This window comes from Leifsonia sp. McL0607 (assembly GCF_049993355.1).
Lineage (GTDB): Bacteria > Actinomycetota > Actinomycetes > Actinomycetales > Microbacteriaceae > Leifsonia.
This window is the reverse complement of sequence record NZ_CP188253.1, coordinates 839194-852901: the sequence shown is the minus strand read 5'-3', so window position 1 is coordinate 852901 and position 13708 is coordinate 839194. Positions and strand designations below refer to the sequence as shown.

Below are 13708 nucleotides of genomic sequence, written 5' to 3'. Positions count from 1 at the left end.
GGGAACGAAACCATGACCGACACCACGTTCAGCAAAGAGGAGAAGGCGGCGATCAAGGCGGCCGTCGCCGAGAAGAAGGCTGCGCAGGAGGGCGCGGACGCCGCAGCGGCGTGCGAGGAGGCCATCGCCGCGATGACGGGGACCGACAGGGAGTTCGCGGAGGCGTTCCATCAGTTGGTCGCCGAGAACACGTCGCTGACCGCGAAGACCTGGTACGGCATGCCGGCGTACGCCGACGCCGCGGGCAAGACCGTCGTCGCGTTCAAGCCGGGATCGAAGTTCAAGATCCGTTACGCGACGATCGAGTTCCAGCAGGCGGCGCAGCTCGACGATGGCGGCCTGTGGCCGGTCGGCTTCGCGGTCACCAGCATGACCGACGCGGACAAGGAGCGGATCGCTGCGATCCTGCGCACCGCCGTCGGGCGCTGATCGCCGGGCCTCCGGGGCGCCGGCGTTCATCCGTGCGGCGGCGTCGGCGGCGCCCACGTGAGCGTGCGAGCGCACAGGCCGAGGCGAGTCACCCCTTCTGCAGCTCCTCCGCCAGCATCACGAGGATTCCGCTCGGGCCGCGGAGGTAGGTCAGCGCGTAGATGTCCTGGTAGGTCGCGACGCCGCGGAGCGGATAGCAGCCGTGTGTCGCCGCGACCTCCAGGGCGGCCCCGAGGTTGTCGACGGCGAACGCGACCCGGTGCATGCCGATCTCGTTGGGAAGCGTGGGCTCGGTCTCGATCGCCTCGGGGTGGAGGTACTCGAACAGCTCCAGGCGGCCGTGCCCGTCCGGCGTCTGCAGCAGCGCGATCTTCGCGTGGTTGCCGTCGAGGCCGACCGCGGTGTCCGTCCACGCGCCGCTGACCGTGTCGCGTCCGACGACCTCGAGGCCGAGGTCGGTGAAGAAGGAGATGGCTGCTTCGAGGTCGCGCACCGCGATACCGATGTTGTCGAGTCTGATGGGCATGCTGTGCATGGTACCCACCGTCGCGCGCGACGATTCGCGCCGACTGTGCGCCGACGCGCTGGTCGTCGCAGGCCGTCCTGTGCAACACAGGAGACTCGCGCGAGGATCTCCTGTCAGAGGTCTCCGAAAGGAAGGTGCGGGAGTGTCCCGGCCAGATCTCCTGTCTGCGGGAGGAGCGGGCGGGGTAGGTTGGGCACCGTGCTGAGCGAAGTGGCTGACGGGGTGTTCGTCCATACCAGTGCGTGGTGTCAGACCAACGCAGTCGTCGTCGTGGGGGAATCGGGAGTGCTGGTCGTCGACCCGGGCATCCACGAGAGCGAGATCCTCTGCCTTGCTGACGACCTCCAGCGAGCCCGGTACACGGTCGCGGCGGGTTTCGCGACCCACCCGCACTGGGACCACCTGCTCTGGCACCCGGCGCTCGGTGCGCCAGGCCGCGGGGCCACCGACCACTGGGCCACCGCGCTCGCCGCGGACACCGCGCGCCAGCGGCTGGCGAATGGGATCGACGCGCGCCTGTTCGGCATCCCGGAGGATGTCCGCCTCGAAGCGCTCGGTGACGATATCACCGGGCTGCCCGTCGGCGCCGACCGGATCTCGTGGGACGGACCGACGGTGCGCATCCTCGAGCATCGCGCGCACGCGCCCGGGCATGCTGCGCTGCTGATCGACTCCGCCGGGGTGCTGGTCGCCGGTGACATGTTGTCCGACGCCTTCATCCCCATGCTCGACCTGGCAGGCGCCGCCGACCCGCTCGGCGACTACCTCGCGGCGCTGCTCCTGCTGGAGTCTCAGGCGGGGGAGGCCACGGTCGTCATCCCCGGGCACGGTTCCGTCGGCGACGCTGCCGTGCTGCGCGATCGTCTCGCCCAGGACCGCGCCTACGTCGAGACCCTGCGCGACGGCCGCGAGCCGCTCGACGCGCGCGTCGAGTCCCCGCGCGAAGGTTGGGAGTTCGTGCGCAGCGTGCACGAGCGCCAGCTCGACCAGTTCTCGATCGAGCGCGCGGCCGGGGCCTGACCAGCATCGTGTCCTTCCGCGATCCTGCCGAGCCCGTCCCCACCGGGCTGACGACCGACCGCATGCTCCTGCGGCCGATCCGCGCAGACGACGCTGCGGACGACTATGCCGCGGTGGCGGAGACGCGCGAGCTGCTTCGGCTGTGGGAGCAGTCGTCGTGGCCCGAGGACGGCTTCACGGTGGAGGCGAACCGCGCCGACCTCGCGGGCCTCCAGCAGCGGCACGCCGAGCACCGCGCCTTCACCTTCACCGTGCGCGACCCGGAGGACACCGTCTGCCTGGGCTGCGTCTATCTCTTCCCGACGACAGCGGCCTTCCTGGCGAAGTCGACGGTCACACCCGTCGGCGACGACGCGTGGGAGGACGTCGACGCCGTCGCGTACTTCTGGGTGCGCCTGTCGCAGTTGGAGGCCGGCCTCGACGCGTCGCTGCTCGACGCACTGCGCTCCTGGCTGCGCGACGACTGGGGCTTCGAGCGCGTGGTCTTCGTCACGAACGAGCAGTTCGAGCAACAGGTGAGCCTCCTGACGGGAACGGACCTCGTCCTCCGCTTCGAGCTGCGGGAGCCGGGCAAGCCGGGGACGTACCTGGTCTTCGGCTGAGCGCTCGGCGGCCTACTACTCGGAGAGCCCGGCGGCCCTCCACCACCTGATCGGGGAGCTGCTCTGCACCTACGGTCGGCCCGGACTCGGGCTGGAGCACGTACCGCCACAGGCGTCGTGATGCGGTCGTTTGCGGTGGCCCGCGCCTGCGACTATCGTTCAACCGTTCGTCCGTATGCGCTGTCGCAGCGCGCCAGCTGAGGAGGTGAGTCCGATTTCCATCAACAGTCGGGTGCTCGCCCCCTCGCGTCGAAGCCTCTAGCGCGCAGCAGTCTCTCGCGCGTGGTCGACGATCCTCGGGTGCCCGTTGCAGGTACCTCTTCTTCAAGGATCACGACATGACCCAGAACAACGAACTGAACTCGTCCTCTCACGACGTCGCGCTCGTCCTCGGCGGCGGCGGAGCCGCTGGCAACGCCTGGCAGATCGGCGTCATCGCCGGCCTGGCCGACGCCGGCTTCGATCTGACGGAGGCCGCCGATCTGGTGATCGGCACCTCGGCGGGCTCCACCGCGGCCGCGGCTGTGCGCAGCGGGGTGCCGGCGGCCGAGCTGTTCGCTTCCGCACTGGCGGCGCTGGCACGCCCCGAGGGCGGCGTCGGGCAGAACCCCGCCCCACGCCCGCCGTCGATCCCGCAGCAGGAGCTCTTCGAGCGGCTGCGCGCCATCGGCGCCGCAGCAGGCTCGGCGGAGGAACTGCAGAAGGCGATGGGCGCCTTCGCCCTGGAGAGTGACGCGGTGCTGCGCCCGGGCGCCGACCAGCGTCGCGCGCTCGTCGCCTCCCGTCTGCCGCGCCAGGACTGGCCGGAGCGTCCGATGCTCCTCGTCGCGCTCAACGCGCACACCGGCGAGCTGGTGCGCTTCGACCGCGACTCGGGGGTGGAGCTGGCCGACGCCGTCACCGCGAGCACCGCGCTGCCCGGCGGCACCGCGACACACATCATCGACGGCGTCCACTACATCAACGGAGGCGTGCGCTCGGCCGAGAACGCCGACCTGGCGGCAGGCTACGCGACAGTGATCGTCCTCTCGCCGTTCGGCGGCCCGGACTGGCGGCGGCCGGGGCAGTTCGAGGGCATCCGGCGGTTCCCCGGGTACGGCCTGGACGACCAGGTGGAGGCGCTGCGCGGGCAGGGCAGCCGGGTGGTCGTGATCACTCCTGACCCGGCTTCGCTGGAGGCCATGGGCACGAACCAGATGGACCCGGCGACCCGGCCGCCGTCGGCGCGCGCCGGGTTCGAGCAAGGCCGGCGGGAGGCCGCGCGCGTCGCCGGGAGGGTCGCCTAGCCTCCGGCGTCCGTAACTCCGGAGACCTGCCGCTCCCCGTCGTGGATGTCCGTAACTTCGGAGATCCGCCGCGCCTCGCCGTGGTGGTCCGTAACTTCGGAGATCCGCCGCGCCTCGCCGTGGATGTCCGGAGGAACGGGCCTTTGCCCGGCGTGTCCTCGCAGCTCTCCGGAGGAGCCGACCGCGGTCGGCAACTCCGGAGTCTGCGGGCGACACGCCGCCCGGAAGTCGGTAACGACGGAGAATGCCGCCGCCCGGGCCCGGACCTCCGGAGTTGCGGGCCGCATCAGGTACGCGGCGCGGCGCGGTACTTCGCGTACTTCGGCGCGCGAATGTGCGAAGTGCGCCCGCGCACGCGCCTTCTCACACCCGGCTCGACACCGAGTCGCCGGCGAGGCGCTGCGAGATCCACACCGGGATGATGGCGAGGATCGTCAGAACCGCGGCCACCACGTTCACGACGGGCGCCTGGTTCGGCCGGAACAGGTTCTGGAAGATCCAGATCGGGAGGGTCTGCACAGCAGGTCCCGCGGTGAACGTCGTGACGACGATCTCGTCGAAGCTCAGTGCGAACGCCAGCAGCACACCGGCCGCGAGCGCCCCGCGCACCTGCGGCAGCGTCACCCACAGGAACGTCTGCCAGCCGCGCGCGCCGAGGTCGCCGGAGGCCTCTTCGAGGGAGGTCCCCATGCGCCGCAGCCGCGCCTGCACATTGTTGTAGACGATGACGATGCAGAAGGTGGCGTGGCCGATGATGACCGTCGCCATCCCGAGCGTCACGCCCACCGGGCCCAGCACCGTCGTGAACGTCGACGCGAGCGCGATGCCGGTGACGACGCCCGGGAGCGTGATCGGCAGGACCACTAAGAAGTTGATGCTCTGCCGCCCGAAGAACCGGAACCGCTGCACCGCGAATGCGGCCATGGTCCCGAGCACCAGGGCGATCGCCGACGCGCACAGCCCGGCGATCACGGAGGTCCCGAGCGCATCGGCCGCTCCGCGGGAGTGGAACGCGTCCACCCACCATTGCAGGGTGAACCCGGGAGGCGGGAACGAGAACGTGCGCGAGCTGTTGAACGAGTTCAGAACGATGAGCAGCAGCGGCACGTAGAGGATGACCAGGCCGACAGCCATGCAGAGCCCGACGACGATGCGCGCGGGAGTCGAGAGCAGCTTCATACGTTCTCCAATGCACCCGTACGGCGGACCGCGAGCAGGTAGAGCACGACCGCGACCAGCGGGATGACCGACAACGCGGCGGCGAGCGGCTGGTTGTTCGCCGTGACCAGCTGGCCGTAGATGAGGTTGGCGAGCAGCTGCGTCTTGCCTCCGACGATCCCGACCGCGATGTAGTCGCCGAAGCTCAGCGCGAAGGTGAAGATCGACCCGGCCACGATCGCCGGGAACACCAGAGGGAACGCGACCGTCCGGATCGTGCGCCAGGTCGACGCGCCCAGGTCGTAGCTGGCCTCGAAGAACGAGTCGGGCACGCGGTCGAACCCGGCGTAGACGGGGATGATCATGTACGGCAGCCAGAGGTACGCCAGCGTCATGACCGTCGCCGGGAGGCCGAACCCGGGCGTGTTCCCTCCCGTCGCGACCGCGATGGGGCCTCCCGGCTCGACGAGGATGCGCCACGCGTACGCCTTGACCAGGTAGCTGGCCCAGAGCGGTGTCGTCACCGCCACCAGATAGATCGCCCTCCGGCTCGGCCGGGCCACCTTCGCGATGTACAGAGCCATCGGGAAGGCGACCACGGCGTCGATGAGCGTCACGCCGAGGGCCACGAGCAGCGTCCGCAGTGCGACCGTCCCGTAGAGCGGGTCGGTGACCAGCGTCGCGTAGTTCTCGAGCGTGAAGGTCGGCACCACCGCGCCCGTGAAGCCGTCCACGGTCCAGAAGGACGAGACCAGGAGGACGGCTATCGAGCCCAGGTAGATGACGACGAGCCAGAGCAGAGGAGGCCCGAGCAGGAAGCCCAGGCGGGCCTTCATCCCTGATCTCCCGTCATCCCTTGATCTCCTGCCACTTGCTGACCCATTCGCTGTACGCGGTGCAATCGCTGCCGCTGCCGTCCACGCATGTGGTCTGCGGCGTCGTCCAGTAGTGGATCTTGGCCGCGTAGCCCGCGTCGGTGGCGTGGTAGGTGGCGCAGAAGTTCGGGTCGGTGGTCTGCTCGCACGCCTTAGTCTGGGCGGGAGCCTCACCGAACCATTCGGCGACCTCCGCGTTGACCTTCGGGGAGGTGATCCAGTTCATCCACTGGTACATGCAGTTCGGGTGCTTCGCCTTGGCCGAGATCATCCAGGTATCCGACCAGCCGGTGGACCCTTCCTTGGGCACGGTCGTGCCGACCTGCACCTTGCCGTCGCTCTGGATCAGGTTGGCGATGACCTGCCACGAGGTGCCGACCACGCTGCTGCCCGACTCGAACGACTGCACCGCTTTGGTGTAATCCGACCAGTACTCGCCGACGGAGGCCTTCTGCTTCTTCAGCAGGGAGACGGCCGCGTCGAGCTGCTTCTCGGTCAGCGAGTACGGGTCCTTGATGCCGAGCGACGGGTCGTGGGCCTGCAGGTAGAGCGCGGCGTCGGCGATGTAGATCGGCGAGTCGTAGGCGGTCACTTTTCCGCTGTACTTCGAGGCGTCGTCGAATACAGCCGACCAGGAGTCCGGTGCGGGCGTCACGGTGGCCTTGTTGTACATCAGCACGTTGGCGCCCCACCCGTGCGGGATGCCGTACATCTGACCGGCGACCGAGTTCCACGCCTTGTCCTTCAGGAAGCTGGAGATGGTCGTGTAGTTCGGCACGAGCTTGGTGTTCACGGGCGCGGCCTGGCCGCCGTAGACGAGACGGAGGGTGGCGTCACCGGAGGCCGAGACGCCGTCGTAGTCGCCGGTGCGCATCAGTTGCACCATCTCGTCCGAGGTGCCGGCGACCTTGGCGTTGACCTGGCAGCCGGTGTTCTGCTGGAACGGGGTGACCCAGTCGACGCTCGGGTCGTTGGTGCCGTCTTCGGCATAGCCCGCCCAGACGATGATGTTCAGCTGGGCCTCGCCGGCCCCGAGCTTCTTCGCCATCGGGACGTTCGGCACCGAGCCGGCCGAGCCTCCCGAGTTGCCGCTGCCGGAGCAGCCGGCGAGCACCAGGATGGCGGCGGAGACGGCCGCAACCGCGGCGGCCGAGCGCGCGAGGCGCTTCGTTCCACGAATCATGAGTCTTGCCTCTCTTCTACACCTCTGGTTGGAGGTACATCTGCTGTCGCTGTCTCCGCCTGAGCGTCCGCCACGGCCTCCACTGCCCCCGATTCGCGGTCGCGGTCGGGGGCGGAGTCGGGGTCGGCTGGGCTGAGCTCTCGGAGGTCGTCGTCGTTCCACGAGACGTGCACCCGGGCGCCGCGGTCGAGCTCCGTGCCGTGGGTGCGGTCGTTGCTCTCCAGCACGGAGATCCGCTGCCCGGCGTCGAGGTCGACGACCCGCCGGATGCTGTTGCCCGTGTAGACCGACTCGACGAGCGTGCCGGCCGCACTGGGCGTCCCGGACGTGTCGGGAACCGTGTGCAGCGCCAGCTTCTCCGGCCGGATCGAGTACTCGCCGCGCCGGCCGAGGATGCTCCAGGCGTGCTCCCGATCGAACAGGTTGGAGGTGCCGACGAAGTCCGCCACGAACCGCGAGACCGGGTGTTCGTACAGCTCGCGCGGGGTGCCGAGCTGTTCGATCCGGCCGTTGTTGAAGACCGCGATGCGGTCGGAGAGCGTCAGGGCCTCGTCCTGGTCGTGGGTGACGAAGACGAACGCGATGCCCAGCTCGTGCTGGAGCTGCTTGAGCTCCACCTGCATCTGCTGCCGCAGTTTGAGGTCGAGGGCGCCGAGCGGCTCATCGAGCAGGAGGGCCTTGGGCTGCACGACCGTCGCGCGGGCGAGAGCGACGCGCTGGCGCTGGCCGCCGGAGAGCTGCGCGGGTGCGCGGTCGGCGAATCCCTCCAGCCGCACGGAGGCGAGAGCCTCGAGCGCCCTCCTGCGTCGCTCCGACCGCCTGATGCCGCGGACGCGCAGGCCGTACGCGACGTTGTCCACGACGGACATGTGCGGAAAGAGCGCGTAGTCCTGGAAGACGGTGTTGACGTCGCGGGCGGCGGCCGGCTTGCTCGTCACGTCTTGGCCGAACAGTTCGATCGTCCCCGACGACGGTTGCTCGAAGCCGGCGATGCAGCGCAGCACGGTGGTCTTTCCCGAGCCCGATGGTCCGAGCATCGAGAAGAACTCGCCGGCGGCGATCTGCAGGTCGAGGTGGTCGACGGCGGCGACCGACCCGAATCGCTTCGTCAGTCCGTTCAGCCTGATGGCGGGCTGCTCGCTCACATCCAGTCTCCTTCGACGGTGGGCGCGCTAATCATATGCGATGAGATGTTGTCTCGCGCTACGTAATCCGTAGCGAATCTTCGAGCCGAGTGTCGATTCCATCTGCCGCAGCGTCGACATCCAATCGGGATCTTCCGTTCATCCAGGACCGTTTCGCCGCTACCCTGGCCGCATGGGGAGGCGGAGCGCGCCGGCCGGAGCCATCGCGGCGGTCGACGCAGCGAATTTCGCGCTCGAGGGCGCTCAGCCCAACGTCGTCACGCTCGCCGGGCTGCTCGCTCCTGGAGGCTTCGTCGACCGTCGCGGGGTTCCCGACCTCGACCGTCTGCGGGCGGTGCTGTCCCAACGGGTGCTCTCGGTCCCGGCACTGTGCCGCCGCCCGACGCAGAAGCGCGCCGCGTGGACCTGGGAGCCCGCCGCGCCCGACCTGGCCCACCACGTGCGAGTGTGGCGGGACGACGAGCACGGTGGGCCGCGACGAACCGCCGCGGGGGAGCCGCACGCCTTCGAGGCGCTGTGCGCGGAGGGCGTGATGAGGAGGCTCCCGCTCGACCGCCCGCTGTGGGAGCTGCTCCTGCTCCCCAGCGTCGAGGGGCGTCGCTGCGGTGTGCTCTTCCGTCTCCATCACGCGGTTGCGGACGGCTTGGAGGCGGAGTCGCTGATCGCGGCACTCGCCGATGGCAGGCCGACCGGCGGCCCGTCGTCTCCCGAGCACACGAGCGCGCTGGTCGCCGCGTCCGGGCCTGAGCATGCCCCGGCCCGAGAGCGGATCCGCGAAGCCGCCGAGCAGACCATCGCGGTGTTCCGCCGCACGGTCCGCTCCCGGGTGCTCCTGGGTCGGCTCGGGACGACTCGCGATGTCGCCTTCCTCGACGTCGACCTCGGTGAGCTGCACGACGGTGCGAGGCGTTCCGGCGGCACGGTAGGGGACGCGTTCCTCACCGCGTTCGGCCAGGGCCTCCGCGCCCTCCTCACGGCTGCGGGGGAGGAGCTGCCGACGACCTTGCCGATCTCCTGCCCGGTTCAGCTTCGGCGGCGGCCGGGTGCGGGGAACGCGACGGGGGTCATGCTCGTGCCGGTCCCCGTCGCGACCTCCGATGTCCGCGAGGCGCTCGCGGTGGTGGCAGCGGCGACGCGTTCAGAGAAGACCCGTGCGCGCGCCGCGGGCACCTTCGGTTGGATGGCCGGCCCCCGGTCTGCCGCACTGCTGATGCGGTTCGCCCGATCCCAGCGGGCGGTGGCCGCCATCGCCTCCGAGTTCCCGGGACCACCGCGCACATTGACGTTCGCCGGCTCCGAGCTCGTGAGCGCCTGGCCGCTCTCGCTGCTCTCGGCGAACGTGCGCGTCGGCGCCGTGGGCGCTTCCTATGCCGGGCGCTTCCGGGTCGCCGTGCAGACCGATGCCGAGAACCTCCCGTCTGCGCGGGTGGTCGCCGACGCGATGTCCGAGGCTCTGCGTGCGATCGCGGGGTCGAGTCGGCCGTGCGGCCCCGGCCCGACCGGGGCTCCGCCGTCTGCGGGTCCGCCGTGGGCGAACCCGCACCCCGAGCGCCCGTCGTGAGCGCACACTCGTCACATGACGGATGCCGAAGCCCTGGACGCCTACTCGGCGGTGGTGGTGCGGGTCGCGGCCGCGGTCGGGCCTGCTGTCGCTGCGGTGACCGCGCGGACCTCCCGCGGCGTGGGCCTCGGCAGTGCCACGGTCGTCTCTGCTGATGGGCACCTCCTGACCAGCGCGCACGTGGTGGAGGGCGCGATCCAGGTCGATCTCGCGTTCGGCGACGGCACCCGGGTGCAGGCGCACGTGGTCGGGAGGGACCCGCTCTCCGACCTCGCCATCCTGCAGGCCGACGAAGCGACCCCGGCGCCCGTCGAGCTGGGGGATGCGGCCGAGCTCCAGGTCGGCCAGCTCGTCGTGGCGGTCGGAAACCCGCTGGGCCTCGCAGGAAGCGTGACCGCCGGCATCGTCTCGGCGCTCGGGCGCTCGCTGCCGACCCGCGCCGGGCGGGTCGTCGACGAGGTCATCCAGACCGACGCGGCCCTCAACCCCGGCAACAGCGGCGGAGCGCTCGCCGACAGCTCGGCCCGCATGATCGGCGTGAACACGGCCGTTGCCGGAACGGGACTCGGCCTCGCCGTGCCGGTCAACGCCACCAGCAGGCAGATCATGGACACGCTGATGCGCGAGGGCCGCGTGCGCCGCGGCTGGCTCGGCATAGCCGGCGCCGAGGTCGCCCTCCAGGAGGCTGTCGCCCGCAAAGCGGGAGCCCGCACGGGCATCCAGGTCATGTCGGTGGTGCCGGACAGCCCGGCCGACCTCGCCGGCATCCGCCCGGGCGACGTCCTCATCTCGCTCGACCGCATGCGCATCCACGCGGTCGCCGACCTCCAGCGCCTCATGATCGCCAGCACGATCGGTCGCCGCCTCGAACTCACGGTGTGGCGTAACGGCGCCCTCGTGGACGCGATCGTCGAGCCGACGGAACTGACCGACGCGTAGCGGCCCGCGCACATTCGCGCGGAATGTCGCGTCCCGCGTCGGCGCGTGCAGCATTTGCGCGGAATGTCGCGTCCCGTCAGCGCGGCTCGCGCTCCTGTTTCTGCACCCGGTCGCCGCGGGCCATCGTCAGTATCACCTGCTTGCCGATCCGCCACCGGGTGAACAGCCGTCGGATCCGCGCGCCGACGGTACGGACGCGGGAGCGGAGCAGCTCCCACGTCCCCACCGGCGCGAGCGGGAGCCCGACATCGAACCGGTCGCCCAGCGCCTCGGGCCGCAGGCGCCACGCGACCGGTTTGATCTCGTTGAGGAGGTTGGCGCCATGCACGACGATGATCCAGCAGGGCGGGGCGGACACCTGGAGCACGTCGCCGTACTTCGCGGCGTCGGGGTGCGCCGCCGACGAAAAGACCGTGCGGACCGGGGTATCGGGCGTGCGGCGTTCGATGAACGACAGGAAGGCGTTGGCCGGGTAGAGGTAGGAGTAGAGAGCACCGTCGCGCTCGAACTGCAGTCCGCGCTGGAAGTTGACGTAGAGGCGGTCCTGGCGGTCGAAGGTCGCCTGCACGCGGCTGAGGTAGTCGCGGGCGATCGCGTCGTCGCTGTCGAGGCGTGTTGTGATGACGTACGGCGCGGAGGCGCGCTCGGTGACGACGGTGTCGATCCCCGACCAGAACAGCGTCTCCATCCAGACGATCTCGAATGCCGTGCCGGCGCCGAGCTCCGCCAGGGCTTCCTCGAGCCAGGGCGCCCGGCAGCCCTCGTCGATGAGCAGCAGCCACCGGAACTCCGCGCCCGTCTGGCTCAGAACGCTCGGCAGGCAGACGGTCTCGAACAGACCGAGCCGGTAGCGGAGCCACGCGTCGTCGGGCGGAGGGTCCTCCTGCCGCCAACGAACACCGAACCGGGTGATGACGAAGTGCTCGAAGCGGTCGGGCGGCGGGGTGGGGATCTCTGCTGTCATGGGCTGTCCGGATTGTACGGCGGCCTTCGCGCGGCTGAGCCGGTGTTCTGCGGCACGGCCTCGGCTGCCGCAGTCGCAGACACCCGCTGTCTCACCCGGTCGTTGTCTTGCACGTTGCACTGCCTCAGCCGGACCCCTCGTTTCGCCGGTGTCGGACGGTCGGAACCGCTCACGGGGCGGAGTCGAGCGCCGCTCGAATGTTGATCTCGCGAGCGGCCGCCGGCGAATGCGGTCCGGTGACGCGTACTCCCGTGTTCGCGAGGAGGTTCACGAGCTGGTCGACCGTCGGTGCGGAGCCGAATTTCTCGCGCAGCACGGCGAAGACAGCGGCCACCTGGGGTGCGGCGAACGACGTGCCCTGGGCGTAGAAGGCGCCAGCACTCTTCCAGGGCGGCAGCACGCCGTCCCTGGTCGCTGGCACGCCTTCGCCGACGGGTGCGTAGAGTCGGGTCGAGGCGACGAAGTTGGATTGCGACGCGCGCTCGTGCGGCTGAAGCGTCTTGGTTGCTCCGACTCACGTTCTCCCAGCAATTCCACGTGCCGACCTGGTCCGTGGCGTCGTTGCTCGCGGACATGATGGCCGCGATTCCCGCGGACTTGAGCCGTCCCGCGGCAGCGTCGACGGCCTGCCCGATGCCAGTGCACGCTGCCCCGTTCTGGGAGCGCCGCCAACAATGAAAATGTCATACGATCATCCAGTAAAGCCACAGGAGGTGACCGGGCGTCCCACCAGCCGCGCCAGGTTCTCCCGCTCGCTGGGTCGGCCGAGACTATGAGGTCGTCCACTGCTCGCGCAGTAGCTGCCAGGCGGGAGACTTCATGATGAGCTGCCCGGCTGTGCTACGCTTCGTACATCACGATCAGCCCGCTCGCTTTACAGCTCGGGCTGATTTTCTTTAACCGGGAGGATTGTGCCCGAGTACACGAAGCCGTGGCTCAGCCTCGAAAAGCAGGTCGGCAAGCTTCACGGCCGCGGCGTCGAAATCGGTTCATATTCGAGCGCGAGGATCCTGCTGCAGCAGGTGGGCTATTACCGGCTCACCGGCTACCTGTACCCGTTTCGTGAGTCCGAAACCTACCTCGACGACAGCGGCCGCGAACGCATCCGGGTACTCAGCGACTATCGCTCAGGAACCTCTTTAGCCTACGCCGCGCAACTGATCGATTACGACCGGAAGCTCCGGATGCTGGTACTCGATGCTGTCGAACGGTTGGAGGTCTCCCTTCGCATGCAGATCGGTTACACGCTCGGCCATCGTTCCGCGTTCGCACACCGCGATCCGGCGAACTTCGTGCCGACCTTCACGGCCGGAGCCATCGACGCCGAGGCCGGTGAACCTCTGAGCGGGCTGGGGCGCTGGCTAGAGCGAGTCCAGGAGCGCCAGTGCAGCTCGGATGAAGCCTTTGTAGTCCATTTCCGTGAGCGCTACGACGACGCCCTCCCGATCTGGGCTCTGACTGAAATTCTCGAACTCGGGCACCTTGGCCGGCTCTTCGGCGCCTTGCAGAATGACCTGGCCACGACGATCGCGAACGCATACAGTGTGCCGACGAAGAAGATGTTCGGTAGTTGGATCGCTAGTGTCAACTACGTCCGGAACGTGTCCGCCCACCACGCCCGCCTATTCAACCGGAAACTCGTCGCTGCGCCGAGCCGGCCACGTGAAGGTCACGTCCCCCTGCTCGATCATCTGCGTGATGCGACGGGGCCGAAGGCGGAGTTCGGGGTGTACAACGCGCTTGCCGTGATGGCTTTCCTACTCGGCGTGATCGACCCGGATTGCGACTGGAACCAACGCTTAGCGTCGCACTTGTCCGATTTTCCAGCGGGAGCGCTCACAACAGCCGACATGGGGGTGCCCGCCGGATGGGAGAAACAGGCGCTGTGGCACGCCAGTCAGACCGTGCGATCGGGAGCACCCGCCTGAGGCTCACTCCACCGGCCAGCAGATCTGCGTGCGCCACGTCGCCGAGTCGGGCTCGCTGCTCGGATCGCTCAGATAGCACTCCCACATGACGT

Annotated in this window: 14 protein-coding genes; 7 read left to right on the top strand and 7 right to left on the bottom strand. The window is 69.4% G+C overall.

What is annotated here, in order from left to right; genetic code table 11:
• The first annotated feature begins 12 nt into the window (after positions 1-12).
• Positions 13-429 (top strand): hypothetical protein, encoded by a 417-nt coding sequence (locus tag ACPPVW_RS04200; protein ID WP_426625284.1) that lies wholly within the window; start codon positions 13-15, stop codon positions 427-429.
• Positions 430-517: 88 nt separating this feature from the next.
• On the opposite strand, the gene ACPPVW_RS04195 is transcribed toward ACPPVW_RS04200, so the two are convergent.
• On the bottom strand, positions 518-955 hold the full coding sequence (locus tag ACPPVW_RS04195; RefSeq protein ID WP_426625283.1) for a VOC family protein: 438 nt from the start codon (positions 953-955) through the stop codon (positions 518-520).
• 198 nt (positions 956-1153) lie between these two features.
• Here ACPPVW_RS04195 and ACPPVW_RS04190 point away from each other — a divergent pair, with 198 nt between their 5' ends.
• From ACPPVW_RS04190 to ACPPVW_RS04180, 3 genes are all read left to right on the top strand, one after another.
• Positions 1154-1975, top strand: a complete 822-nt coding sequence (locus tag ACPPVW_RS04190; protein WP_426625282.1) for an MBL fold metallo-hydrolase — start codon at positions 1154-1156, stop codon at positions 1973-1975.
• A gap of 8 nt (positions 1976-1983) precedes the next feature.
• On the top strand, positions 1984-2577 hold the full coding sequence (locus ACPPVW_RS04185) for a GNAT family N-acetyltransferase (protein ID WP_426625281.1): 594 nt from the start codon (positions 1984-1986) through the stop codon (positions 2575-2577).
• Positions 2578-2915: 338 nt separating this feature from the next.
• The gene (locus ACPPVW_RS04180; RefSeq protein WP_426625280.1) at positions 2916-3863 is read left to right on the top strand and encodes a patatin-like phospholipase family protein; all 948 of its coding nucleotides are present in this window, start codon (positions 2916-2918) and stop codon (positions 3861-3863) included.
• A 363-nt stretch (positions 3864-4226) separates the two neighbouring features.
• Here ACPPVW_RS04180 and ACPPVW_RS04175 read toward each other — a convergent pair whose 3' ends face one another.
• Genes ACPPVW_RS04175 through ACPPVW_RS04160 form a run of 4 tightly spaced genes read right to left on the bottom strand, consistent with a single transcriptional unit; the run spans position 4227 to position 8224 of the window.
• Positions 4227-5042: an ABC transporter permease gene (locus ACPPVW_RS04175; protein ID WP_426625279.1), complete on the bottom strand. Its 816-nt coding sequence runs from the start codon at positions 5040-5042 to the stop codon at positions 4227-4229.
• Positions 5039-5857 (bottom strand): ABC transporter permease, encoded by an 819-nt coding sequence (locus tag ACPPVW_RS04170; protein WP_426625278.1) that lies wholly within the window; start codon positions 5855-5857, stop codon positions 5039-5041. The genes ACPPVW_RS04175 and ACPPVW_RS04170 overlap by 4 nt, the downstream gene beginning before the upstream one ends.
• Positions 5858-5870: 13 nt before the next feature.
• Positions 5871-7079 (bottom strand): ABC transporter substrate-binding protein, encoded by a 1209-nt coding sequence (locus ACPPVW_RS04165; protein ID WP_426625277.1) that lies wholly within the window; start codon positions 7077-7079, stop codon positions 5871-5873.
• Positions 7076-8224, bottom strand: a complete 1149-nt coding sequence (locus ACPPVW_RS04160; RefSeq protein ID WP_426625276.1) for an ABC transporter ATP-binding protein — start codon at positions 8222-8224, stop codon at positions 7076-7078. Before ACPPVW_RS04160 ends, ACPPVW_RS04165 begins: the two co-directional genes overlap by 4 nt.
• A gap of 172 nt (positions 8225-8396) precedes the next feature.
• On the opposite strand from ACPPVW_RS04160, the gene ACPPVW_RS04155 reads away from it, so the two are divergent.
• Positions 8397-9785 carry a WS/DGAT domain-containing protein gene (locus ACPPVW_RS04155; RefSeq protein WP_426625275.1) on the top strand — a complete coding sequence of 463 codons (1389 nt, stop codon included), beginning with the start codon at positions 8397-8399 and terminating at the stop codon, positions 9783-9785.
• Positions 9786-9800: 15 nt separating this feature from the next.
• Complete coding sequence (locus tag ACPPVW_RS04150) at positions 9801-10724, top strand: S1C family serine protease (RefSeq protein WP_426625274.1); 924 nt, start codon at positions 9801-9803, stop codon at positions 10722-10724.
• 76 nt (positions 10725-10800) lie between these two features.
• On the opposite strand, the gene ACPPVW_RS04145 is transcribed toward ACPPVW_RS04150, so the two are convergent.
• Both ACPPVW_RS04145 and ACPPVW_RS04140 read right to left on the bottom strand, forming a co-directional pair.
• Entirely contained in the window at positions 10801-11688 is an 888-nt protein-coding gene (locus ACPPVW_RS04145) for a glycosyltransferase (protein WP_426625273.1), read from the bottom strand.
• 169 nt (positions 11689-11857) lie between these two features.
• Complete coding sequence (locus tag ACPPVW_RS04140) at positions 11858-12109, bottom strand: S8 family serine peptidase (protein WP_426625272.1); 252 nt, start codon at positions 12107-12109, stop codon at positions 11858-11860.
• A gap of 490 nt (positions 12110-12599) precedes the next feature.
• Here ACPPVW_RS04140 and ACPPVW_RS04135 point away from each other — a divergent pair, with 490 nt between their 5' ends.
• Complete coding sequence (locus tag ACPPVW_RS04135; RefSeq protein WP_426625271.1) at positions 12600-13616, top strand: Abi family protein; 1017 nt, start codon at positions 12600-12602, stop codon at positions 13614-13616.
• The last annotated feature ends 92 nt before the right edge of the window (positions 13617-13708 follow it).